General features: G+C 42.9%; 19 protein-coding genes. 9 read left to right on the top strand and 10 right to left on the bottom strand.

Going from position 1 to position 22597, the window contains the following annotated elements; genetic code table 11:
• Window positions 1-171: 171 nt before the first annotated feature.
• The 4 genes from FD17_RS03140 (at window position 172) to FD17_RS03125 (ending at window position 7489) form a co-directional block, all read left to right on the top strand.
• Window positions 172-1020, top strand: a complete 849-nt coding sequence (locus FD17_RS03140; protein ID WP_057823497.1) for a metallophosphoesterase — start codon at window positions 172-174, stop codon at window positions 1018-1020.
• 309 nt (window positions 1021-1329) lie between these two features.
• Window positions 1330-3729 carry a phosphoketolase family protein gene (locus FD17_RS03135; RefSeq protein ID WP_057823496.1) on the top strand — a complete coding sequence of 800 codons (2400 nt, stop codon included), beginning with the start codon at window positions 1330-1332 and terminating at the stop codon, window positions 3727-3729.
• A 119-nt stretch (window positions 3730-3848) separates the two neighbouring features.
• Entirely contained in the window at window positions 3849-4613 is a 765-nt protein-coding gene (locus FD17_RS03130; protein ID WP_057823495.1) for a hypothetical protein, read from the top strand.
• Window positions 4614-4765: 152 nt separating this feature from the next.
• Window positions 4766-7489: an HAD-IC family P-type ATPase gene (locus FD17_RS03125; protein WP_057823494.1), complete on the top strand. Its 2724-nt coding sequence runs from the start codon at window positions 4766-4768 to the stop codon at window positions 7487-7489.
• Between the two features lie 52 nt (window positions 7490-7541).
• On the opposite strand, the gene FD17_RS03120 is transcribed toward FD17_RS03125, so the two are convergent.
• From FD17_RS03120 to FD17_RS03090, 7 genes are all read right to left on the bottom strand, one after another.
• Complete coding sequence (locus FD17_RS03120) at window positions 7542-8978, bottom strand: MFS transporter (RefSeq protein WP_057823492.1); 1437 nt, start codon at window positions 8976-8978, stop codon at window positions 7542-7544.
• Between the two features lie 532 nt (window positions 8979-9510).
• On the bottom strand, window positions 9511-9840 hold the full coding sequence (locus FD17_RS03115) for a hypothetical protein (protein ID WP_057823491.1): 330 nt from the start codon (window positions 9838-9840) through the stop codon (window positions 9511-9513).
• 68 nt (window positions 9841-9908) lie between these two features.
• On the bottom strand, window positions 9909-10979 hold the full coding sequence (locus FD17_RS03110; protein WP_057823490.1) for an ABC transporter substrate-binding protein: 1071 nt from the start codon (window positions 10977-10979) through the stop codon (window positions 9909-9911).
• Entirely contained in the window at window positions 10976-11797 is an 822-nt protein-coding gene (locus tag FD17_RS03105) for an ABC transporter permease (RefSeq protein WP_057823489.1), read from the bottom strand. The genes FD17_RS03110 and FD17_RS03105 overlap by 4 nt, the downstream gene beginning before the upstream one ends.
• Window positions 11797-12606, bottom strand: a complete 810-nt coding sequence (locus FD17_RS03100) for an ABC transporter permease (RefSeq protein WP_057823488.1) — start codon at window positions 12604-12606, stop codon at window positions 11797-11799. The genes FD17_RS03105 and FD17_RS03100 overlap by 1 nt, the downstream gene beginning before the upstream one ends.
• An 11-nt stretch (window positions 12607-12617) precedes the next feature.
• Window positions 12618-13706 (bottom strand): ABC transporter ATP-binding protein, encoded by a 1089-nt coding sequence (locus FD17_RS03095; protein WP_057823487.1) that lies wholly within the window; start codon window positions 13704-13706, stop codon window positions 12618-12620.
• Between the two features lie 98 nt (window positions 13707-13804).
• Window positions 13805-14176, bottom strand: a complete 372-nt coding sequence (locus tag FD17_RS03090; RefSeq protein WP_057823486.1) for a hypothetical protein — start codon at window positions 14174-14176, stop codon at window positions 13805-13807.
• Between the two features lie 81 nt (window positions 14177-14257).
• Between FD17_RS03090 and FD17_RS03085 the strand changes: the two genes are divergently transcribed.
• From FD17_RS03085 to FD17_RS03070, 4 genes are all read left to right on the top strand, one after another.
• Entirely contained in the window at window positions 14258-15241 is a 984-nt protein-coding gene (locus FD17_RS03085; RefSeq protein WP_275452947.1) for an asparaginase, read from the top strand.
• Between the two features lie 214 nt (window positions 15242-15455).
• A complete protein-coding gene (locus tag FD17_RS03080; protein WP_057823482.1) occupies window positions 15456-16619 on the top strand; it encodes a hypothetical protein in 1164 nt (387 codons plus the stop codon).
• Window positions 16620-16630: 11 nt separating this feature from the next.
• Entirely contained in the window at window positions 16631-17005 is a 375-nt protein-coding gene (locus FD17_RS03075; RefSeq protein WP_235803163.1) for a hypothetical protein, read from the top strand.
• 5 nt (window positions 17006-17010) lie between these two features.
• Window positions 17011-17247, top strand: coding sequence for a zinc ribbon domain-containing protein (locus tag FD17_RS03070; protein WP_057823481.1), 237 nt, complete (start codon window positions 17011-17013; stop codon window positions 17245-17247).
• A 214-nt stretch (window positions 17248-17461) separates the two neighbouring features.
• On the opposite strand, the gene FD17_RS03065 is transcribed toward FD17_RS03070, so the two are convergent.
• From FD17_RS03065 to FD17_RS03055, 3 genes are all read right to left on the bottom strand, one after another.
• Window positions 17462-18397 (bottom strand): AraC family transcriptional regulator, encoded by a 936-nt coding sequence (locus tag FD17_RS03065; RefSeq protein ID WP_057823479.1) that lies wholly within the window; start codon window positions 18395-18397, stop codon window positions 17462-17464.
• A 284-nt stretch (window positions 18398-18681) separates the two neighbouring features.
• Window positions 18682-19734: an aldose epimerase family protein gene (locus FD17_RS03060; protein ID WP_057823478.1), complete on the bottom strand. Its 1053-nt coding sequence runs from the start codon at window positions 19732-19734 to the stop codon at window positions 18682-18684.
• A gap of 22 nt (window positions 19735-19756) precedes the next feature.
• Window positions 19757-21145: an MFS transporter gene (locus tag FD17_RS03055; protein WP_202813270.1), complete on the bottom strand. Its 1389-nt coding sequence runs from the start codon at window positions 21143-21145 to the stop codon at window positions 19757-19759.
• Window positions 21146-22258: 1113 nt separating this feature from the next.
• On the opposite strand from FD17_RS03055, the gene FD17_RS03050 reads away from it, so the two are divergent.
• Window positions 22259-22582 (top strand): DMT family transporter, encoded by a 324-nt coding sequence (locus FD17_RS03050; RefSeq protein WP_057823477.1) that lies wholly within the window; start codon window positions 22259-22261, stop codon window positions 22580-22582.
• The last annotated feature ends 15 nt before the right edge of the window (window positions 22583-22597 follow it).

The following is a 22597-nucleotide window of genomic DNA, read 5'->3' as shown; positions in this document are numbered from 1 at the left end:
TAATCAAATGAATCAATCTATTTTTGATTTGTGTCTGATTACTAATTACGTAAATTAGTGATAGATGATTTATTAATAATGAATTTTTTAAGATGATCAGATATTGTCGATGAAATGACTCTGTGAGATACAATAAAAGAAAATAATATAATATTTGGAAGAAGGCTAACCATGCGCATCGGATTTGTGTCGGATTTACATACGGACTTTAACCGCCAATATGATTTCGTGACTGTTCTGCAGCAGCTGATCAAGGATGAACGATTAGACCAATTAGTGATTATGGGTGATTCGGCAAATGGTCTCCAGCGGAATCTGCTGTTTTATGAACGGCTGGAAGACAATATTTCAATTCCGTTTTACACGCTGGTTGGTAATCATGACTTATATGTTGATCATCCACGCGAAAAGACCGTGCATGAGATCCAGCAGGCTTCAAGAAATGCCTACCATGACCTGGATAACCTGCCGATGTCGTTGACCAAGCATCCAATTGAAACCGATCATTGGGTAATCACCGGCATCAACGGCTGGTATGATTACACATTCGCAAACGGCTTTTCGGAAGCTAAAGGATCGCGTTACGCTGACAATTTTGTCGCCAAGCATGTTTGGCCTGACCAAATGTATATTAATGGCAATCAAATCAGCTATCGTCGTGATCGGCTTTGGGTAACTCAACAGATTTTTGACTGGCAGCACCAAATCAATCAGATGAATGTCGTCGGCAAGAAGTTGCTGGTGGCAAGTCACATGCTGCCAACTAAGAAGTTGGCCCGCCAGATGCCAATCCCATTTTACGATCGTTTTATGTATCAGTTAGGCAGTGACCGTTATCGACAAATTTTCGAGCACAACCATGTCAGCTTGTCGTTAAGCGGCCATTCACACATGCCTAACAGCGTGCTGGAAAGCGGTATTCGCTACCGAAACCTATCGCTGGGCTATGATTTTCAGTGGCAGAATCCCGGGGATGCATTGAATGAACTGAAACGCGTCATGTATGTATTGGAGGACTGACGATGAAAGAAATTGAAACCTTGTATTGTGACCTGGCTTATTTTCTAGCAAAGTATCTCCACGTTCACCGGTCAAAACATTATTAGCACAAAGCTCCCATCAAGAAAGATGATGGGGGCATTTATTAATGAACCATTTATACAAAATGATTTTAATATAAATTCTGTCTATATCAAAATAAAATATCACAATGCTTAAACCATTGAATTATCAGTCATGCAGGCATACAATAAACTTGTAATTTGATTTGGACCGGTCCAATAATCAAATTGGTAATAACGTTACTGTTAAATTCAGGAGGTTACTAATATGACGAACTTCGATTCCGATGAATACCTGCAAAAAGTCAACATGTACTGGAAAGCTGCCAACTACTTATCCGTTGGACAATTGTTCCTGCGAGACAATCCGTTGCTCAAACGTGATTTGACCGCTGACGACGTTAAAATCAAGCCGATTGGCCATTGGGGCACGATTGCTTCACAGAACTTTATGTATGCCCACTTAAATCGGGTTATTAAAAAATATAATTTGAACATGTTTTACATCGAAGGTTCCGGTCACGGTGGTCAGGTCATGGTTTCCAATTCATATCTTGACGGCAGTTACAGTGAAATTTATCCAAAGATTGCCCAGAATGAAACTGGTCTTCAAAGACTGTTCAAACAATTCTCGTTCCCAGGTGGCGTTGCTTCTCATGCGGCTCCAGAAACACCAGGTTCAATGCATGAAGGCGGCGAGTTGGGTTACTCCATCGCCCACGGTACCGGAGCAATTTTAGACAACCCCGACGTTATTGCCGCAGTTGAAATTGGTGATGGTGAAGCCGAAACCGGCCCATTAGCTGCATCATGGTTCTCCAACAAATTTATCAACCCGATCCATGACGGTGCCATCCTGCCAATGTTGAACCTGAACGGATTCAAGATTTCCAATCCAACCATTCTGTCCCGGATGAGCGATGCCGACTTGACCAAGTACTTTGAAGGCATGGGCTGGGAGCCATACTTTGTTGAGACCAAAGGCGATCCTGAAGATTATGCTCGAGTTCATCAGACAATGGCCAAGACAATGGATGCAATTATCACTGAAATCAAGAGCATTCAAAAGAACGCCCGTGACAACAATGACGACACTTTACCACACTGGCCAATGCTGGTTCTTCGCTCACCAAAGGGTTGGACAGGTCCCAAGTTTGACCTTGATGGCAATCCAATCGCCGGCTCGTTCCGAGCTCACCAAGTACCGATTCCTGTCAGTGCCGGTCAAATGGAACATAAAGATTTACTCATTAACTGGCTCAAATCATATGAACCTGAAAAACTATTTAACAGCAATGGTTCTGTTAAGGCAGAAATCAAAGCAACCACTCCTGAAGGCGATCAACGCATGGCGATGAACCCAATCGTCAACGGCGGTATCAACCCCAAAAAGTTGGATATGCCTGATCCAGCAGACTATGCCTTGAAGATTGACAAGCCAGGTGACAAGGAAGCGCAAGATACTGAAGTATTATCCAACTTCTACACCGAAATTATGAAGCGCAACGGCAAGTCATTCAGAGCATTTGGCCCAGACGAAACCAAATCCAACAAGTTCTTCTCAATGCTTGATTACGGTAAACGTCAATGGGAAGAACCAATCAAGAGCCCTAATGACGAAAACATGGCTCCTGAAGGCCGGGTTATTGACTCACAGCTTTCAGAACACCAAGCTGAAGGCTGGCTTGAAGGATACGTATTAAGCGGTCGTCACGGATTCTTTGCTTCATATGAAGCATTTACCCGGGTTATTGATTCAATGCTCACTCAGCACTACAAGTGGCTCAGAAAGGCCAACGAACAGTCATGGCGTCATGATTATCCTTCATTGAACATCATGAACGTTTCCCACGCTTTCCAGCAAGATCACAATGGTTATACCCATCAAGATCCAGGAATGCTTGGTCATTTGGCTGAAAAAGGTCATGAACTTGTAAATGAGTACGTTCCAGCCGATGCCAATTCATTGTTGGCTGTTATGAATACAGCATTACAAACCCGTGAGAAGATCAACTTGATCGTTGCTTCCAAGCATCCACGCCCACAATGGTTCTCAATGGATGAAGCTACCAAGCTGGTTAACGACGGCTTAGGCATCATTCCTTGGGCATCAAATGACGAAGGCGACCCTGACATTATCTTTGCCACTGCCGGAACTGAAGCCACAATGGAAAGTTTAGCTGCCATTGATATGCTTCATGAAACATTCCCACAGCTGAAAGTTCGCTTTATCAACGTTATCGACATCTTGAGATTACGTCCAAGCAACGAAGATCAGGACAGTCGCGGCTTAACTCAAGCTGAATTTGACAAGTACTTTACCACTGATAAACCAGTTATCTTTGCATTCCACGGCTTTGAAAATACCTTCCGTGGCTTGGTATATAACCGGCACAATCACAACATCAGCTTCCACGGTTACCGTGAGAACGGTGATATTACCACACCATTTGATATGCGGGTCTTGAACGAACTTGACCGTTACCATTTGGCTAAGGATGCGATTGGCAGAACCAAATTTGCTGATGAGGCCGATGACTTTGTGGCCAAGATGGATCAAATGCTTCAAAAGCACCACGATTACATCCGCGAAAACGGAACCGATATTCCAGAAGTTAAAAATTGGAAATGGTCTGGTAATCTGACTAACAAGGTAACAACTGAATAACAAACTTTCTTCTTCGATTGAAAATAGGTTCATTGCCCGAAAATGAGGGTGATGAGCTTATTTTTTTGTATTAATGGTATGATGAATTTGATTAAAAAGGTTGTTGGGGAGGGCGTCAAATGAAGTTAAATGTTGAAATCAACGAAAGCTCTACAGTCATCGAGTTACCGAAGGGCCAAGGTAAAATTTTGATTACCAGCGAGAATTTGTCGAATCCTGGCACAGTCAACCTGTATTTGAAGAACGGCAAATTGGTCAGTGTCCAAGATGAACCGGTTGACAAGAAGTTCGACGGGGTGATTGTCATTGAACCAGCATGGGACTTGGAAACTGATTACCTGGCGAAGAGCTTTTCTGAATATGCGCTGGAACAGGGAATGACTAAAGCTGATCAACTGGAGAATATCAAGCTTCCTGGCAGTCAGAGGCCAACGGTTGAGAAGTTTCGGGATTTAATCTTAACTGTCTTAAATGGCCTCGGGTTCAGATCCATATTCATGCCGAAGAAGAAGTTTAAGGGCAAGCCCCGTCACCGATTTACGAAGCAGGTTAGTCAGATTCCATTTCATGTTGATCATGACGGTGCCAAAGCCACAGTTTATTGGCAGAAACGTAATGAGATGTTGATTAAAGCAGGAGCAGTCATGAAGCCTGATCCTGAGCTTAATAAAGACGGCTCGCTTGGCTTTTCAGCCCGATTTGCGGAACGCTTACGTGCTGAACATGCTGATAGCTTTGATGATTTTACGACCACTGAGGATATCGTTTTGAAGTCGGTTAATGAGGTTGGACTGTTCCTGTATTTTGGCGGTACCAACAGCTGGCTGGTCTTGAAGGATGATTCCGGCAAGTCAATTAACGAATGGACCGTTGTCAAAGAATAGAGTCGAATGAACAGCTGATGGCATCGGCTGTTTTTTGTTGCAAATATTAAATTATTGACTGAAAGATTTTTATTTACCAAAAAGGGTGTGGGATATATTATAATACTCTTAACAACAATCTTATTTTTATAAAAGGAAAGGTGATACATTAAATGGCAGACAATATGAACGAGGTTCCTCCCGATCAAAAGTTGTGGCAGAACAGCACGGACGAGTTGGTTAAGAAGTATCAGACCGACGCGGAAGACGGTATAACTGAACAAGAGGCAGGTAAGCGGTTGGCTCGGGATGGCTACAATGAATTAACGGCCAAGAAGAAGAGCAAGCTGCTGCAGTTTTTACTTCAATTTAACAACAGCATCATTTACATTTTGATTGCTGCTGCCGTCATCACACTGTTTATGCACCATTATTCAGACTCAGCGGTTATTGGGATCGTTATTATTGCCAACGCATTTATTGGATTTTTCCAGGAAATGCAGGCTGACAATGCGTTAAGTAAGATTAAAGAGCTGCTGGTCAGCCAGAACTATGTGATTCGTGAGGGGCACAAGATTGAAGTGCCGGCACGGGAATTGGTTGTGGGTGATCTGGTTAATTTGGAAGCCGGGGATGCAGTTCCTGCCGACTTAAGATTAATTTCCGCCGATAACATGCGGGCACAGGAATCAACGTTAACTGGTGAAAGCAATTCCGTTGAAAAGACCGAAGATCCGATTAATAAGGATTCGGTGCCGTTGGCAGAGCGTTCAAATATGGCATTTGCGTCAACCGCGGTTACTCAAGGATCCGGTGTCGGAATTGTGATTGCAACTGGGAAAGATACCCAAATCGGTCAGATTCAGCAGAGTGTTGCCGAGGTTAAGTCTCAGGTCACACCGTTGATGAAAAATCTGAACAAGTTAGGCGTGAACCTGTCACTCTTTATTGTGGCAATCGCGGTCCTGTTGTTTGTTCTTGGACTGTACACTAAAATTTATAGTTTACCAACCCTGACGATTGCGATTATCACAATGGTTGTGGGTTCAATTCCTGAAGGGCTGCCGGCATCAACTTCGGTTGTCCTGGCTCGTGGTGTTCAGGTAATGACTAAAAAGGGTGCGATTGTCAAAACTCTTCCGGCCGTTGAAACCCTTGGTGCCGTGGATATTGTCGATACAGATAAGACCGGTACTTTGACGAAAAATGAAATGACGGTTACCGACGTAATTACGGCTGAACATCATTATGAAGTTACTGGAATTGGCTTTGTTAACAACGACAAAGGCGTTGACGGTGATGTGCTGTTGGATGGTCAGAAATATGACTGGAAGAATGATCAACATTTCCGTGATTTGGTTGATATTGCCGGAACAACCACTGATGCCGAGTTGGTTCAGACTGACGGCGAATGGCAGTTAAACGGTGAACCGACCGATGGTGCGTTGACCACTTTATTCCATAAGCTGATCGGTCGTGAGCCGGAAGTGGACGAACTGGATACGCTGCCATTTGACTCGGCCTACCGATACAGTGCTCGGTTGATTAAAGAAACTGACCATAATGAATTGATGGTCAAGGGCGCTCCCGGAACCATTTTCGATATGGCAAAGGAAAGTGACCCAAGCTTTGATGACAAGACTTGGTATGCCAGAGTGGCCGAGCTGACTGAGCAGGGCCTTCGGGTGGTTGCTCTGGGATACAAAGATGTCCCGGCCAACGTTGATGAAATTGATCAGGAAAAGATTTCTGATGGCATTAAGTTGAGCGGGGTTGTCGGGATCATTGATCCACCTCGTGAAGAAGTAATTCCTTCCATTCAAAGCCTTCGCCGTGCGGGCGTTAAAGTTAACATGATCACCGGCGATCATCCGGATACTGCTTCGGCAATTGCCCGCAAGCTTGATTTGGATGAAAGTATTCATGCGATTACTGGACCTGAAGTTGATGAAATGTCCGATGAAGAGTTGGTCAAGAATATTGGCCGTTATAACGTCTTTGCCAGAACAACTCCGGCCAATAAACTGCGAATTGTCAAAGCTCAACAAGCTAACAGCAAGATCGTTGCCATGACCGGTGACGGTGTTAACGATGCGGCTGCTTTAAAGCAAGCCAACATCGGAATTGCCATGGGGATCAAAGGAACCGCCGTTGCCAAAGAGGCGGCCGATATGGTCTTGGTTAATGACAGCTTTACAACCATTGTTTCGGCGGTTGCGGAAGGCCGACACGTCTTTGACAACATTCAAAAGACAATTCGATTCTTGCTGCCAACCAGTTTTGCTGAAGGTTTGGTTGTCTTGATTAGTATGATCATGGGCCAGGAACTACCACTTTTCCCGACTCAATTGCTGTGGATTAACACGGTTTCAGCGCTGACAATTCAGTTCGCGTTTATTTTTGAACCGGCCGAAGAGTCAATCATGGTCCGGGGGCCTCGTGATGTTAGGAAAGGGATTCTCGGCAAGATGGATGTCTTTGAGATTACCTATGTCTCAATTATGATTGCCGCCTTGGGTATCTTTACCTTCGATCGATTCGTCGATTCAGGTGTCCTGACGGCCGTTCTGGGTAGTACCATGGCTGTCAACATCATTATCTTTGGTAAGATTTTCTACCTGTTCAATATCCGAAACTCATATCCAATCATTTCGAAGCATTTCTTCGAAAACAAGATGGCGTTTATCATCATCGGCATCTTGCTGGCACTGCAAGCTGCAATGTTCTACATTCCATTTATGCAGGACGTCTTCCACACCGGCAGCATCAACTTCTTCTATGGCTGGGTAGTTCCAACCATTGCCGGATTTATCGTGCTGGTGATCACGGAAATCATCAAGCTTGGACGGATTGAATATCGGAAACGAAAAGGGCAAGCAACAACAATTAAAGAATAATAAAAAACAGAGAATCGGATTTTTCCGATTCTCTGTTTTACTTTGTGTTGTACTATTTTAAATCGCCAGGTTTAACTGTTCGTCCCTGCATGACTGACAGTCCCAGGGCGCCAAGAATAATGACCAGCGATACTGCAAATGCGATATGCATACCAAAGATGAAGACTTCCGGCTGCTGTGGCAGATAATTAGTTACATGGAACCCGGCCTTGATGCTCATGGCGATAAACAAGGCACTTGTAGAAAGAGCAGTTCCTGAAATCATACCGACATTTCGGGCGAGGGCATTTAAACTTCCGGCACTCCCCAACGAATCTTTTGGAACGACCGACATGACAATATCACTGTTCGGCGACTGGAACAGCCCGGTTCCAAAGGCCATGATAATCGTGATCACGACATAGACCCACATTGGACTGGTTAAGGTCAAGAAGATGTACATTGCCTGGGCCACCGCTACGATTAACAAGCCAATCGAGGCAATCCGGGCAGGTGAAAAATGATCGGCCAGCCAACCGCCAAACGGTCCTGAAAAGACCATTATGATGGGGAAAATGATTAACAAGGCACCGGCCTGACCGGCAGTGAGTCTGCGCGCATCTTCGAGGTAGAAGGGCACGATAACAACAGTGAAGAAGTTGGATAGGAAAATCAATACCGCAGCCCCAAGGCCGTATGAAAATGGCTTGATTTTGAATAAAGATAGTGGCATCAGTGGATTCTTAGCCCGCTTCTCAGCGTGGAGGAATCCCCAGAGCGTCACGATTCCCAATGCAAATAATGCCAGTGGGACAGGCTTCGTGTATCCAATTTCCTGGCCAATGAAGACCCCCAGGAACAGGCCGATAATCATCAGTGAGAAGTTGATAAACCCCAACCAGTCAATTGTCCCTGGAACTGTTTGATAAGCCTTCGGCATGACAATTGCGCCCAAAATGATGGCGATGATTCCAATTGGCAGGTTGACCCAGAAAATGTATCCCCAGGATAACTGGGATAAAATCAGACCACCAAGTCCGGGTCCGGCGATTGCACCCAGGGCAACGAAAGTGCCGACAAATCCCATTGCCCGGCCACGTTCCTTGATGCCAAAAGTGGAAGTCGTGATGCCGTAAGTGTTTGAAAGAGTCATGGCAGCCCCGGTTCCCTGAATGAACCGACCAACCAGTAGAAACGGAAAATTCATTTGCAGGCCTGATAGGAAGGATCCGAGAAGAAAGACGACTGTCCCAATTCTGAAAACTTTGACTTTACCATAGATGTCCCCTAATTTACCGAAAAATAGCAATAACGCTGTTAGGACGATCAGGTATGAGGAAACCACCCATTCGATTTGATTCATTGGTACATGGAGCTGCTTTGCCATGATCGGCATGGCAATGTTGACAATACTTGAATCCAAGTTGGACATGAAAGCAAACATGCCGATTGATACTAGGATCCACCAACCGTTCTTTTGGGTTGTTGTTTGTGCAGGTGCGTTGTTCATTTTGGATGACCTCCTTGTAGAGTTGTGTACAACTTAAACAGGTCTATTATGATACAAAGTTGGGGGAAGTTGGTGGAAAAAGCTTGCGGATTTGGGTGCAAAATAGCCGTCCCACTGGATGTTGTGTATCCAGTGGGACGGCTGTTTTTGTTTGGTATTCTGAATTTCTTTTGGGGATTGTTGGCTGTTATCTAGTGGAAACGTGTTCCGACGGCCGGCTGAAAGCCTGCCTAACCTACATGGCCCAAGAGGCAACAGCTTTTCGCTTGTTTTCAGGTCCAGGCTGCTTCTGAAATACGCTCCGACGCAACTGAGGCTTACTTCTAAGTGCACTTTAACTAAAACCCAAAACCGGGGTTTCAGTCAAAGCACTCTTAGAAACCGCCTCACCCGTTGCTCGTCGCGCTCTAAACGTGTTCCGATACCCCTGACCCCTACTGTGTAAGTCAAAAATATCAACGATGAACAAGGACCGTTCATCATTGATATTTTCGTCTTACACTCCGGGGTCACCCGGGGCTTGTCACACTCTCTAGTCTGTTCTCCAGTTCTCAAAGAAGTCGGTGTGCTTTCCTAAGTACTCGATGGCTTCTTGGGCTAATTGGTCACCTTGCTTTTCTGCTTCTTCGGCGTCCAAGTTGAGTGCATCTCTCAGATAGCCTCGGCCGATGTTAAGAAACTTGTTTTTTCTTCCGAATCCTTGATCGTGGAACAAGTCGTCCCACTTTGTGATATCTTCTTTTGCTGTGTCGTACACCAATTTTGAAAGATTTTCATTTGGATCCAACAGTGTTGCTGCGTATGTGACGATGAATTCGTCCATATCGATAATGATCTCTTGTCGCATGTTTTTCTTTGCCATTATTTTCACCTCGTAATAAGTTTAATGCATTTCGGGTATAAAGACCAATTAAGAATGATTAACCAGTGTTAATGGTGCATCTTGAATTCCAAATACAAGTCATTATACTCCTGCACTTTTTGTGGGCTGAGGTTGCTGTAAACCTGCAGTCGGTCAAGCACCTGTTGATCCGGATAGAACTGTTTGTCGTCTCTGACGTTCTTTGGCAACAGCTTATATGCTGCCATGTTTGGTGTTGAATAACCAATATATTCAGCATTTTGAGCGGCATTTTCCGGTTTGTTCATGAAGTTCAAAAAGGCATAAATTGCTTTGAAATGCTTGGCGGTCTTTGGGATGGCCAAATCATCGAACCACATGTTACTGCCTTCTGTCGGTACAACGTAATGCAAATGCGAGTTCTGCGACATCATTTCTGACGCCTCACCCGACCAGTCAACGGCAACCGGGGCTTCACCTTCAGCCATGTACATCTTAATTTCATCGGCAACCACTGCTTTGACGTTGGGAGATAGTCGATTCAACTTGTTTTTGGCTGCGACCAGTTCGGTCGAGTTGGTTGTATTCACCGAATGTCCCATTGAAATCAACGAGAATCCCAGGATATCACGAGATGAATCAATCAACATAATATCATTGCGGTACTTCTTGCTCCAAAGCTGATTCCAGTGGGTAAGCGAACCGGGTTTAACCGACTGATCATTGTAAATAATGCCAAGTGTTCCCCAGAAGTAGGGGATTGAATACTTGTTACCGGGGTCAAAGGACTTGTTCATAAATGAAGAACCATAGTTGTTCATGCCCTTAAGCTTGGATTTATCCAGTGGGATCAGCATGTGGTCAGCTTTCATTTTTTGAACCATGTAATCACTAGGAACGGTGATGTCATAACTGGTGCCGCCTTGCTTGATTTTCGTATACATGGCTTCATTGCTGTCGAAAGTTTCAACGTTGACGTGATAACCGGTTTCCTTTTGAAATTTGGTCAGGAGGGCCGGGTCGATATAATCGCCCCAATTGTAGAGGTTAAGAACTTTATTGCCGGTATCGCCGGTTGATTTGGTTAACTGATTACTGCCATAGGCCAAGCCGGCACAGATCGCCAGGATTGCAATGAATGCTGCGAGAAATTTCTTCATCGATCAGTCACCTCCACAATGTTCTTCTTATCACCATTGCCGGTATTGTGGGTTTCGATCACATAGTAAACGCCGACCAAAATCAACGAGAAGATGAACATGATGCCAGCAAGTGCGTTGATTTCCAAGCTGATTCCCTGACGGGCCCGTGAGTAAATTTCAACTGACAGGGTGGTGAAGCCGTTACCAGTGACGAAGAAGGTAACTGCAAAATCATCCAGTGAATAGGTGATCGCCATGAAGAAGCCGGCAATGATTCCCGGCTGGATATACGGCAGGATAATCTTGCTCAGAATCTGTGACGGACTGGCGCCCAAATCCATGGCTGCGTTGGTCATTGACGGGCTCATTTCGTCCAATCGTGGCAAGACCAACAGAAGCACAATGGGGATTTCAAAGGCAATGTGGCTTAGGAGCACTGACCAAAATCCCAGCGGCAGCTTCAATGCGGTAAAGAAGATCAGGAAGCTGGCACCGATGATAACGTCGGGTGAAACCAACAGGATACTGTTCAGTGACAGCAAGGTTTCCCTTTCGTGACGGCGTTTGGCATTATGTACAGCCAAAGCACCCATAGTTCCGATGATGGTTGAACAAACGGATGATAGAAGGGCAATTAAAATCGTGTTTAGAAAGATTGCCAGCATGCGTTTGTCGGCGAAAAGTTCTCCATAATGTTTTAAAGAGAAACCCTGAAAATTGGTCATGGTGGTGCCTTTGCTGAATGAGTACAGGATCAGATAAACAATTGGAATATATAATAGCAAAAAGACGATTGTGATATAAATTTTACCGGTTTTGGAGGCTTTGTTTTCCATTATGCCCGCCTCCTTTTACGCTTGGTGTTGGTCAGCAGCATGACGATGACCATTGAAATGATCAGGACCACACCAATGGTTGAGCCCATGCCCCAGTTCATTGTCGTGAGAAAATGCTCCTCAACGGCAGTTCCTAGAGTGATGACCTTGTTACCACCGATCAGGCGTGAAAGCATGAAGAGTGATAGCGAAGGGATGAAGACAATTTGAATGCCGGATTTAATCCCAGGCATCGTCATTGGGATGATGACTTTGGTTAACGTCTGCCATTTGGTAGCGCCTAAATCGCGACTGGCACGAATATAAGAATCACTGATGTCGGTTAATGAATTAAAGATTGGCAGAATCATAAATGGAATTTGAATATAGGCGGCAACCAGAATGAAGCTGGCATCCGTAAACAGCATGTGTTGAACCGGGAGCCCAAAGAATTGGAACAGTTCATTGACCAGACCATCGTGGCTTAATAGGCCGATAAATGCGTATGCCTTGAGCAGCAGGTTAATCCAGGTTGGCAGAATAATCAACAGAATCCACAAATTCCGGTGCTTGAGCTTACTGATCACCAACGCCATCGGGTAGCTGATCAGAATGGCGAATAACGTAATTAAAAATGCATAAAGCACCGAATTGGCCGTCATTGTCAGGTATGTTCCCGAAGTGAAAAACTCCTGGTAGTTGGACAGGGTGAAGTTGTGGTGAATATCAAAAAATGAATAGTAAAAAATCAAAGCGACGGGTGCGATTACAAACATGCCCAGCCACAAAACATAGGGCGTGAAAAATAATCCCCGAAAGTTTTTCTTCATCTCTCAGCCCCCTAATCTTCATAACTTTCAAGCCGGTGATTGAATTTGGCTTCAGTTTCGTTAAATCGCATAATATGCATATCGTCAGGCCCAAAGGTTAGGCCGACAATGGCGTCATCAGTACTGGCGTTGGTCGAATGAATCAGCCATTCGTTGCCGGCTTTGTCGTACGCGAGAATTTCATAGTAGTCGCCACGGAACAGCTGGGTATCAACCTTGACCTGCAGCTTGCCCTTTTCCGGTGTTGTGATCACCAAATCTTCTGGCCGGATAACAACTTCAACCGGTTCATTGGGCCGCATGCCGGCATCGGAACATTCGAACTGATGCCCCAGGAAGGCAACTTGATAATCTTCAACCATCTTTCCCTCAATGATGTTGCTCTCACCGATAAAGTCGGCGACAAAGTGGTTAATTGGTTCATCGTAAATATCAACGGGTGAGCCCTTTTGAAGAATTTCACCCTTGTTCATGACAAAGATTTCGTCACTCATTGCTAGGGCTTCTTCTTGATCATGGGTCACAAATAAAAAGGTGATCCCAAGGTCTTGCTGGAGCTCACGCAATTCGTACTGCATATCCTTGCGTAACTTGGCGTCTAAGGCCGATAACGGCTCGTCTAACAACAATACCTTGGGCCGGTTAACAATCGCTCTGGCAATCGCAATTCGCTGCTGCTGGCCACCAGAGAGCTCACTGATTTCTCGGTTGGCGTATTGCTCAAGCTGAACCATTTTTAAAGCATCGTGAACCCGAGTTTGAATTTCATCTTTTTTGGCATTGTGGACCACCAAGCCAAAAGCGACGTTTTCAAAAACGTTCATGTTTGGGAATAATGCGTAATCTTGAAAGACAGTATTGAGTTGTCGTTTATTTGCCGGGATGTCATTAATTTTCTTGCCGTCAAATAAGACCTGGCCAGACGTGACTTCGGTAAAGCCGGCAATTGATTGAAGGATGGTGGTTTTACCACAGCCGGAGGGGCCCAGGAGCGTGTAGAATTCACCTTCCTGTAATTTAAAGCTGATGTTCTTCAGAGCGGTAAAGCCGTCGTCGTACTTTTTGTAGACGTTTTTTAATTCAACAATGGTTTTGCTCAACGGTCTTCCTCCTAATATAATTGGATATAATAATTATAACGATTGAATGCGAGTCGCAACAAGGAAAGCGACTAGGCGTTTTGTTTCGCACTCCGGTTTTAGTGTCGCGATGATCTATGTTCCGAACTGCCATTCATTTTATGGACGTGGCGCTTAAATTTGGGCAGTGATTCAGCACCGACAAATTTGAAATTCTTCATCTTGCCGTTAAATGGATTTCCTGCCAGTCGGACTTTCAGCCAGCGTTCCATGACGTCAATCATTGAGTTGATTGAGTCGATTCGTGCCGGGACATTTTCCTGCTTGGCAGCTGCCATGATATCGGTCTTCAGACGGTTTACCAAATTCTGGTGGTAGGTAACGAGTTCTTGCGTGATGGGGGCGTCCTTGTATTTATTGAACAGCTTTTCGATCTGTCGCATAGCGTCTTTTGAATCTTGCGGCGTGTAGTATCGGTCGGAATTTGGCATATCTGTCGACTTCTTTCTTGATTGTAAGTTTACAAGTTCCATTTTACGGTACAATGGTATAGATTAACAGGTTGACGGAGGATGAAATTAATGAAAACAATTCTTGCAATTCACACAGGCGGCACAATTTCAATGTCTCAAAATGAAAAGGGCGAAGTGGTTCCCAACGATGAGAACCCAATCGCAGAAGAACAAGTTATTTTAAAGGGTCAGATTAACCTGATCACTGACGAAATGTTCAATTTGCCATCACCCCACGTGACCCCTGAAGTGATGTTAAAAATTAAGCAGCGGATTATGAAAGCAATTGACGAAGGTGTTGACGGCGTCGTGATTACCCATGGAACCGATACATTGGAAGAAACAGCCTACTTTTTGGATTTGACATTACCCAACACCATCCCTGTAGTACTTACGGGAGCAATGCGCTCATCCAACGAAATTGGTTCTGACGGATTGTATAATTTTAGAAATGCAATCATGGTTGCGGCAACCGACGAATCTTACGGTAAAGGTGTATTAGTTGTGATGAACGACGAAATTCACACTGCCAGATATGTGACCAAGACGCATACAACCAACGTGGCCACATTCCGGACGCCAACTTTTGGGCCAATTGGAATTGTAACGCAAAACAAAGCAAAATACTTCCAGGAGTTAATTCAGACTGAAGTGTGTGATATCAATCATGTGGTTGAGGGCGTTTATTTGATTAAGGCATATGCAGGAATGGACGGTTCGTTATTTGAAGCAATTAATAATAAAAATACCAAAGGATTAGTGCTGGAAGGTCTGGGTGCGGGAAATGTCCCACCAAAGACACTACCAGCCATTCAAAGCTTAATTGACAACGGTATCCCGATCGTCCTGGTCTCCAGATGTTATAACGGTGTTGCCCAAGAAATATACGATTATCAAGGCGGCGGCATCCAATTAGGAAAAATGGGAACAATTCTGTGCCAGGGGCTGAATGGTCAAAAGGCAAGAATCAAGCTTTTAGTGGGATTGAGTGATAATATGCATGGAGACGAGTTGAGAGAATTTATGGGGAATGCAATCTCGTAGAGTGCGACGAGACCCGGGAGATGCGGTCTCTAAGAGTGCTTTGACTGAAGCCCTGGTCTTTGGGGCTTTAGTTGAAGCGCTCTTAGAGGTTAGCATCTGGGTCGTCGGAGCACATTTCGGCAAGATAAAAGTAGGACTCAAAAGAATCTCCACTAAAATCTAAAACCACAAACTAATACCCCCACCCCCACCCCAACAAGAAAGAAGTGACACCATGAAAGCCCTATACGACAAGCTCCGCACCGCCCAAATCGATGAGCAGTTAATTAACGCCTTTCAAAATGATTCCGACATCGTGTATACCGGTGTCATTCAATTTTTAAGTGACAAAGATTTCATCATGCTGACCTATAATGACTATGGTATTCAGGACGGTGAGGTTTATTTAAAGTTGTCATCGGTTAAGTCGGTTGAAACTGACAGTTATGATCTGGCAAATATGGAGGACCGAATTGAATTTGATGAAAAGCATCATCTCAATTCCCAGCCGGCATTTGACCTGCCAATTAAGATGAGTGATTCATTATTCGATCGGGTTATTCAAACCCTTCACGATGAATCAAAAGTTGGCCTCATTATCACTGAAGAAGCCGGCAAGCTTAAGTACAACGAAGGCCTCATCTCCGAAATTCATGAAGACGGGATGACTTTTACCAACATTAATAAATTCGATTTTTCAAAACGGCCTGTTTTTAACATTCAATTTGACGATATTCGTGGGATTGAATTTGGCGGTACCGAATTACAATTATTGCAGAACGTGTTGGATATGGTGAAGCCGGAAAATCATATTGTAAATACAATTATTTCAGATCCAACGGCATTCCGCGATGTCGTGACCAAGTTCAGGAATTCCGGTGATTGGCTGGTTATTGATACCAATGATGACCGTAAATACTTTTATGTCGGCAAGATTATCTCCAGCAACCACAATGAACTTGTGATGATGGTGGTCGACATGAATGGTCGATTTGGCGGATACGTCTGGATCAGGTATGATGATATTGCAAGGCTGATTACAGATTCCGATTACCTTCGAGTAATTGATAAATTTGTCGCCGAAAATAAAAGCAACAAGCATTTTGCGTTGTCCGTGCTGAATTCAGACCGGGCTTTTGATAATGCCGATAATATTTTGATTAATATTATTACTCAATCGATTCAGTATCAAAAAGTGATTCGCTTTGAAACGGCTGACGAAGAAAACTTCGCTGGATACCCGACTGCTATTAACCTTGACACTGGTGTTTTAACCGTTGAACTATTGGATGTTGACGATGACGGCGAGCTGCCGACCCAACAAATCGGGATTGAAAATATCCGCGAGATGGCTTTTGATTATTTCAAAGCATTCTTGACGGAAAATGAAATTGATTAGGAGGATGCGCTTTGGCAAAAAAGAAGAAATTCAAATTTCCCAAATGGCTGACTAATACGCTGAAGATGACGATTATGATCACCGTTTTGATGGCGGCGTATAATTATTTTGGCCCGATGATATACAAAAGCGGAACTTATTTTCCGTGGTATACCTTCCCATACTCAATCGTTTCTGCACTATTCCTGATTGGCGGCTGGAACTTTCTTTCTCATCGGGCGAACATCATTCATAATCAGATGGTGGCTGACGATAAAGCAAAGGAAGAACGTCAAAAACGCGAACAACAGATTCGTGAAGCGAGTGCTGTCCAAGAAAAAGCAGAAGCTGAAAAGCGCCGTCAGCGAAACACCAATCGTAACCGCAACAAGCAACAATCGAGGTAAGCAAAATGGCCGAACAGAAATTTTTATTTTGTCCGTATTGTGGAGCGAAGTTGAAGCCTGATGATGTTGTGTGCCCGAACTGTGGCAAGAAATTGCCGATAGATGACGGTCACAGCGAAGAGCCCACTAGTTCCAATTCATGGTGGACGGGGTTGAGCAAGTTGTTTGGTAATCCCTATAAAGAGGGCATGAGCCGATATCAGGCGGAGAAAAAATCCAAGGGTAACAAGACAAAAAGATAACCATTTTTCCATAATCATCAACTGTCTTGATGCCAACTAAATATGTAAGTAAAAGGGAACTGAGTAATAGCAGATAGCTGTTATTGCTCAATTCCCTTTTCAGTTGTAATCGTAGATCATGTTTTGGTAATTAAGCGAATATGATCTTGTGCAAATATCTCGACTGATTTTTCAGTAGAAAAACAGCAGCAACTCTCACTAAGAATATATCTGCTTATTTCTCCTCCAAGCCCCTTAAGATAAACTTGGCACGTTTGGGAATTGGGAGATCAGGGTCAATGAGTGAATCGTTTGTATGGATTCCGTTATGAGCTTCCCGAAAGCTGAGTGGGGTTGTTCCGGTGATTCTTTTAAATTGAAGAAAGAATTGTTTCTCATTCTGGAAATATGAAAAGTTGCTAACTTCCTTGATTGACAGTGAACTTTGTAGGAGTAGAACTTTGGCCACTTTGATCTTTTGAACATTCATGTACTGAACGATTGTCATACCCTCATGTTCTCTAAAAGTTCTTGATAGATATTCTTCTGACAACCCAAATATTTGACTTATTTTAGAAACTCTAAGCGAGCTATCCAGATGTTCACAGATCCATTTTTTTATTTGAGAAATTCTTGCTGATTGACGATCGGCGTCTTCAGCCAATATTCTTTGGGAAAATTCTGAACTAATTATCAATAATATATTGGTCATCAAAAAATTTCTTTTCTCAAATTCATAAACGTCGTTATGTACACGATTTAGGAGATCATAAGCTGCTATCACCAGGTGGTCAGTGTTCTCAACTTTCGTTCGAACGGGTAGCACGTATTGCCGATAACCATCTTTGGCGAGCATTGGTTTGATTTCTTGGTTATCGAATTCTCTGAGGTCTGAATCTTTTGACGGAAGGAAATGTAGCCACAGGAAGGATAAGTTGCTGGATTTTTCTCTGCCACTGATTGTGACGCCGCTTGGAACGAGCAAAATTTCATTATGTTTCAGAGTGACTGATCGGTCGTCAAGGTTTAGATACAATGATCCCTTCAGCATGATAAATAATTCATAGTCTTCATTACAGACAACGTCATGCTTCCATGGTAATGACGTCCTGAATTCTCCTCCGACTGTGAACGTTACTGGAAACTGTGTTGATGAGATTAAGCATTTCATTAAGATACCCCCGTTAACACCGTTTAAATCGTTTTTGTGGACTAAATTGCAGCGCTGATCTTGTTTGACATATTAGAATATCAATCTGAATTACACTCATATTATAACGCGTTTGTTCTTTTTTGACGATCAATTTCTGATAAGTGTCATTATGCCAGTCTAATTTATATTACTTCGCAAAAGAGTCGATATAAAAACATTCGCCCAATACCAGCACTGAAAGGAAAGCAGAGTGCTAATATTGAGCGAATTAAGTTAAAAATGTTAATGAGAGTTAATGACAACTAATAACTGAGGTGGTATTTGATCGTGTGAGTAACTGGGTGATTCTTAGGAACTTTCATTTCTGAAAAATCTCTATCTTGACCAGGTTTAGCTAAAAACATTGGTTCAAGAGCGACACCTAAGTATGGGTTACCAACACCATTCGTACGAACGAAATTCATATTTTCGTGAGTAAATGAGTTTGCAGTGAACAAGATCATGCCGTCACGGGATGACTCCACAGTCACACCACGGTTAGTGGCCGGATCTCTTAATTCCGCAATGATGTTATTGGTGTCCGGATTAACAGGAAACACATCGTCGAACCCTTTTTCCTTAGTTTTCCCCATCGCAGCAATAGACTCACCTAACTTTTTGAAGCCATTAAAATCGTAAGGGGTGTTATTGACATCAATTCTTTCTTTGGTGGGAATCTTTTTATCATCCAGTTTGAGTGCCTGACTTGAATTGATCTTAAGAAGTTGATCGTTGATGGTGTTGCCATCTCCGAGATTGAAATAGGTGTGCTGAGTTGGGTTGAAAACAGTATCTTCTGTGCTCTTGGCAGTGAACTTAATTGAAACCACATCATCGTCTGAAAGTGAATAAGTGATTGTGACATCCATATCACCAGGGAAACCATCATCCTCTGATCTTTGGAGATGCTGAAGCACGATGACGTCTTGACCATTTTGGGTTTCAATTTTGCCATCCCAAATTTGAGTATTAAATCCATGCGGGCCGCCATGCAGCGTTGTACTTCCTTCGTTGGTTGGCAAATTGTACTTGTTTTGATCGATGACCAATTTCCCGTCAGCTATCCGACCAGCTACCCGGCCAATTCCCATACATACATAAAACGGATTTTTGAGATAATCCTCACTATGCTGGTAGTTCAAGACGATGTTATGAGGTTGACCGTTCTCATCGGGGACATTTAACTCATACAGCGTCGATCCTAACGTGATAACGGAAATTGAAACATTATTTGAATTTTTCAACGTCAGTTTTTTGATCGGATGACCCTGATAATCATCAAACTGATCGATTTTTCCTGTAACTTTGTTATCCATTGTTATAATTGCCTCCAAATATCTATTTGTCCGCACCGTCTGCAAATCTATCATTTCTCAAATCATCCATGATTTTTGGATATATTTTATCAATCGTGTAGAAGTGGAGAATAATCAACTGAAGAATAAAGAAGAGAACTGGTAGGTAGATGAAAATCCAGTAAATTGCGTGGACCGCACTGGCTGATTGGGTGGCAACGGCTCCGTTGTAATGGCCCATACCTAATACCCAACCAACAGCAGCAGTACCAATACCCAGACCAAGCTTTTGACCTAAACTACCACCGGAATAAAGTAATCCTTCGATTCTGTGACCAGTTTTCCAATGACCATATTCAATGGTGTCAGGGAATAATGCCCATAATGAACCAAGAAGTGGGGCTTGACCCAAGCCTTTAATGACTTGAGCAAATTCATTAAAGCCAACACTTTTTGGCATGATCAGTGGCATCGCATAGCCGATGATACTGATAACAGCACCTACAACCATCATCTTTGTTTTACCAAACTTATCGAACAGTTTAACAGAAACAAAGAACCCTAAGATAGTTGGAACGTAGTATAAAACATTCATAATTCCAACTAAATTTTTATCATGCAAAATATACTGAGCAAAATAAACCATTGTTGATTGATTAAAAGCGGTTGTAACACTGAATGTGACCGCAAACAGGAAGGCAAGGATCCAAAACTTGTTTTTGAAGATCAATGATAATTGCTTGCGGACTGTGAGCGTTTCTTCCTGCTTTTCAGTGATTTGAACACGTTCACGCTGTGTAAAGAATACGATCCACAGTAGGGCAATTGAACCAACACCCAGACATGCATATGCTAAGATCCAGCCAAATTGTTGACCGCCAAACATTTGAACCAATGGCATTGTCAGGTTGGTAACAATAATCAAACCAATCTGAGCTTCTGTCATTCGGAAAATGTTAAATGTTTCTCGCTGGTGTCGATCCCGAGTAACCAGTGAGTTCAAAGTTCCAAATGGAATGGCAATGGATGAGAAAGAAATCATCAAGACGTTATACGAAACAAACGCATAAGCAATCTTGCCAACACCAGAAATATTTGTTGGAACTGCGAAGATTAATACTGTTAATACAGCAAACGGAATGGCGCCAAATAAAAGCCAGGGACGAGTTTTCCCCCAACGGCTTCGTGTACGGTCAACCAAACCACCGATAACCATATCGATGATCCCGTCAAATGACCGTGATATTAACATCATTGTCCCAACAACACCAGCTGACAGTCCAACGACGTTCGTGTAGAAGTAAACGACAAACACTCCTAATGAACCAAAGGTGAAGTTGATGGCCATATCCCCAGCTCCAAAGCCAAGGTAATCCCAAAAATGTAGTTTCTCCCTAAAATTTGTTTTTCCTGAAATCGAATTAGATGCCAAAATAGAATCCTTCTTTCTATTAGTATTCAGTACCCAGACTGAACCAGCATTAAAACGATTTTTGCGAATACGCTTACAGGCAAATATTATTTTATTTATCCGCATAAGTCAAGATGTTTTTTATTTATCCGAATAATTATGTGAAGTTTCCGACTTAACGCTTAGCTCTTTAAATTGTGTTGTTCTGAATCCCCCATGACTAACGAATTAATAAATGTTTTGCTACTTTAAAATTATACGGATAATTTTCGGTATAACCTTTTAAAACTGTTAAGGAAATCTCAATGTCAAAAAAGGTAATTAGATATCAAATAATTTGCATTAAAAATCTTTTTGCAAGGGCTTACACTTTTCCCATAGATCATCTAACCCACTTGTTAGATGGCATCGGGAGGTGTTGCCACATATTATTGAGCCTTTGGAGATCTTTTCCACCGGACGTTTTAGTTTATTGAACAGTATTTTTATATCTGTAGATCCTTATGTCAACATGGGCAATGACATTTAAACTTCGTTAAAACGATTTTTGCCATAATACCTTACACTTATGATCCATGGTGGCTTGCTTAACAAGATCTCAGGAAAGATATTCAAAATTGAAGGTGGGTTTGATACCTAAGGCAGAATTTCGAAAAGAAATCACAGAACGATGAACAACTTAAGAGAAAACGGAATATTAGAAGAAGGAAATTGGTATTTTCGAGTAGTCTATAAATACATGAACAGTTGCAATCATTCAACGCACTCATTTTTGTTGACCGTAAGATGGATCATTATTACAAATTCAGTAGATTGTAATACCAGCTTTCTGACAGCTGGTCATCACTTGCGATCATCTTAAAGTAACAATACGAGTAATCTCCACGGCAATAAATGGCACGACCCGGCAGAATTTGGAGTCGTGTCATTTATTGACGGCAAGTTTATATATTGAATTTCAAAGTTTTCCTGACATTTCTGTATCTTCGAATGGTATACTATTTTCACTATCAAAAAGGATTGGTCAAAGTAATGGATAAAACATTATACTTGGCACTTGCATGGGATGTTCTTTGGTAAACGACCTCATTGCTGAATAAATTAATAAGCTATTCATCACTTTGAGGTGAAAACATGGGATATGTATTTTTAATAATTGCCATTGTTGGCGAGCTGTTGGGAACGAATTTGCTGAAGGCATCTACCGGATTTACCATTTTTTGGCCTTCCGTTGGGGCCCTCGGTGCTTATGGACTTTGCTTTGTTTTCCTGGCGATTGCAATGGAAAGTCTTAGTCTAAATCTTGCATACGCATTATGGAGCGGCATCGGAATTGTCATGACCACTGTTATCTCGATTGTCTTGTGGAAAGAGCCGATCAACGCTGCGAGCATTATTGGAATTGGTTTGATTTTGGTTGGGGTTGTCGTTTTGAATCTGTATGGCCCCAGTCACTAATTACCAATAAGGTTG

The sequence above is a fragment of the Lentilactobacillus sunkii DSM 19904 genome (genome assembly GCF_001435575.1).
GTDB lineage: Bacteria > Bacillota > Bacilli > Lactobacillales > Lactobacillaceae > Lentilactobacillus > Lentilactobacillus sunkii.
This window is presented reverse-complemented; position numbering and strand designations above follow the sequence as displayed.

What these genes read in the sequence shown, in the direction of transcription:
- FD17_RS03050 (WP_057823477.1), top strand. Translation starts at nt 22,259, where the DNA reads ATGGGATATGTATTTTTAATAATTGCCATTGTTGGCGAGCTGTTGGGA.
- FD17_RS03065 (WP_057823479.1), bottom strand. Translation starts at nt 18,397, where the DNA reads ATGAAATGCTTAATCTCATCAACACAGTTTCCAGTAACGTTCACAGTC.
- FD17_RS03120 (WP_057823492.1), bottom strand. Translation starts at nt 8,978, where the DNA reads ATGAACAACGCACCTGCACAAACAACAACCCAAAAGAACGGTTGGTGG.
- FD17_RS03070 (WP_057823481.1), top strand. Translation starts at nt 17,011, where the DNA reads ATGGCCGAACAGAAATTTTTATTTTGTCCGTATTGTGGAGCGAAGTTG.
- FD17_RS03115 (WP_057823491.1), bottom strand. Translation starts at nt 9,840, where the DNA reads ATGGCAAAGAAAAACATGCGACAAGAGATCATTATCGATATGGACGAA.
- FD17_RS03090 (WP_057823486.1), bottom strand. Translation starts at nt 14,176, where the DNA reads ATGCCAAATTCCGACCGATACTACACGCCGCAAGATTCAAAAGACGCT.
- FD17_RS03130 (WP_057823495.1), top strand. Translation starts at nt 3,849, where the DNA reads ATGAAGTTAAATGTTGAAATCAACGAAAGCTCTACAGTCATCGAGTTA.
- FD17_RS03110 (WP_057823490.1), bottom strand. Translation starts at nt 10,979, where the DNA reads ATGAAGAAATTTCTCGCAGCATTCATTGCAATCCTGGCGATCTGTGCC.
- FD17_RS03085 (WP_275452947.1), top strand. Translation starts at nt 14,258, where the DNA reads ATGAAATTAATGAAAACAATTCTTGCAATTCACACAGGCGGCACAATT.
- FD17_RS03080 (WP_057823482.1), top strand. Translation starts at nt 15,456, where the DNA reads ATGAAAGCCCTATACGACAAGCTCCGCACCGCCCAAATCGATGAGCAG.
- FD17_RS03060 (WP_057823478.1), bottom strand. Translation starts at nt 19,734, where the DNA reads ATGGATAACAAAGTTACAGGAAAAATCGATCAGTTTGATGATTATCAG.
- FD17_RS03135 (WP_057823496.1), top strand. Translation starts at nt 1,330, where the DNA reads ATGACGAACTTCGATTCCGATGAATACCTGCAAAAAGTCAACATGTAC.
- FD17_RS03100 (WP_057823488.1), bottom strand. Translation starts at nt 12,606, where the DNA reads ATGAAGAAAAACTTTCGGGGATTATTTTTCACGCCCTATGTTTTGTGG.
- FD17_RS03125 (WP_057823494.1), top strand. Translation starts at nt 4,766, where the DNA reads ATGGCAGACAATATGAACGAGGTTCCTCCCGATCAAAAGTTGTGGCAG.
- FD17_RS03105 (WP_057823489.1), bottom strand. Translation starts at nt 11,797, where the DNA reads ATGGAAAACAAAGCCTCCAAAACCGGTAAAATTTATATCACAATCGTC.
- FD17_RS03140 (WP_057823497.1), top strand. Translation starts at nt 172, where the DNA reads ATGCGCATCGGATTTGTGTCGGATTTACATACGGACTTTAACCGCCAA.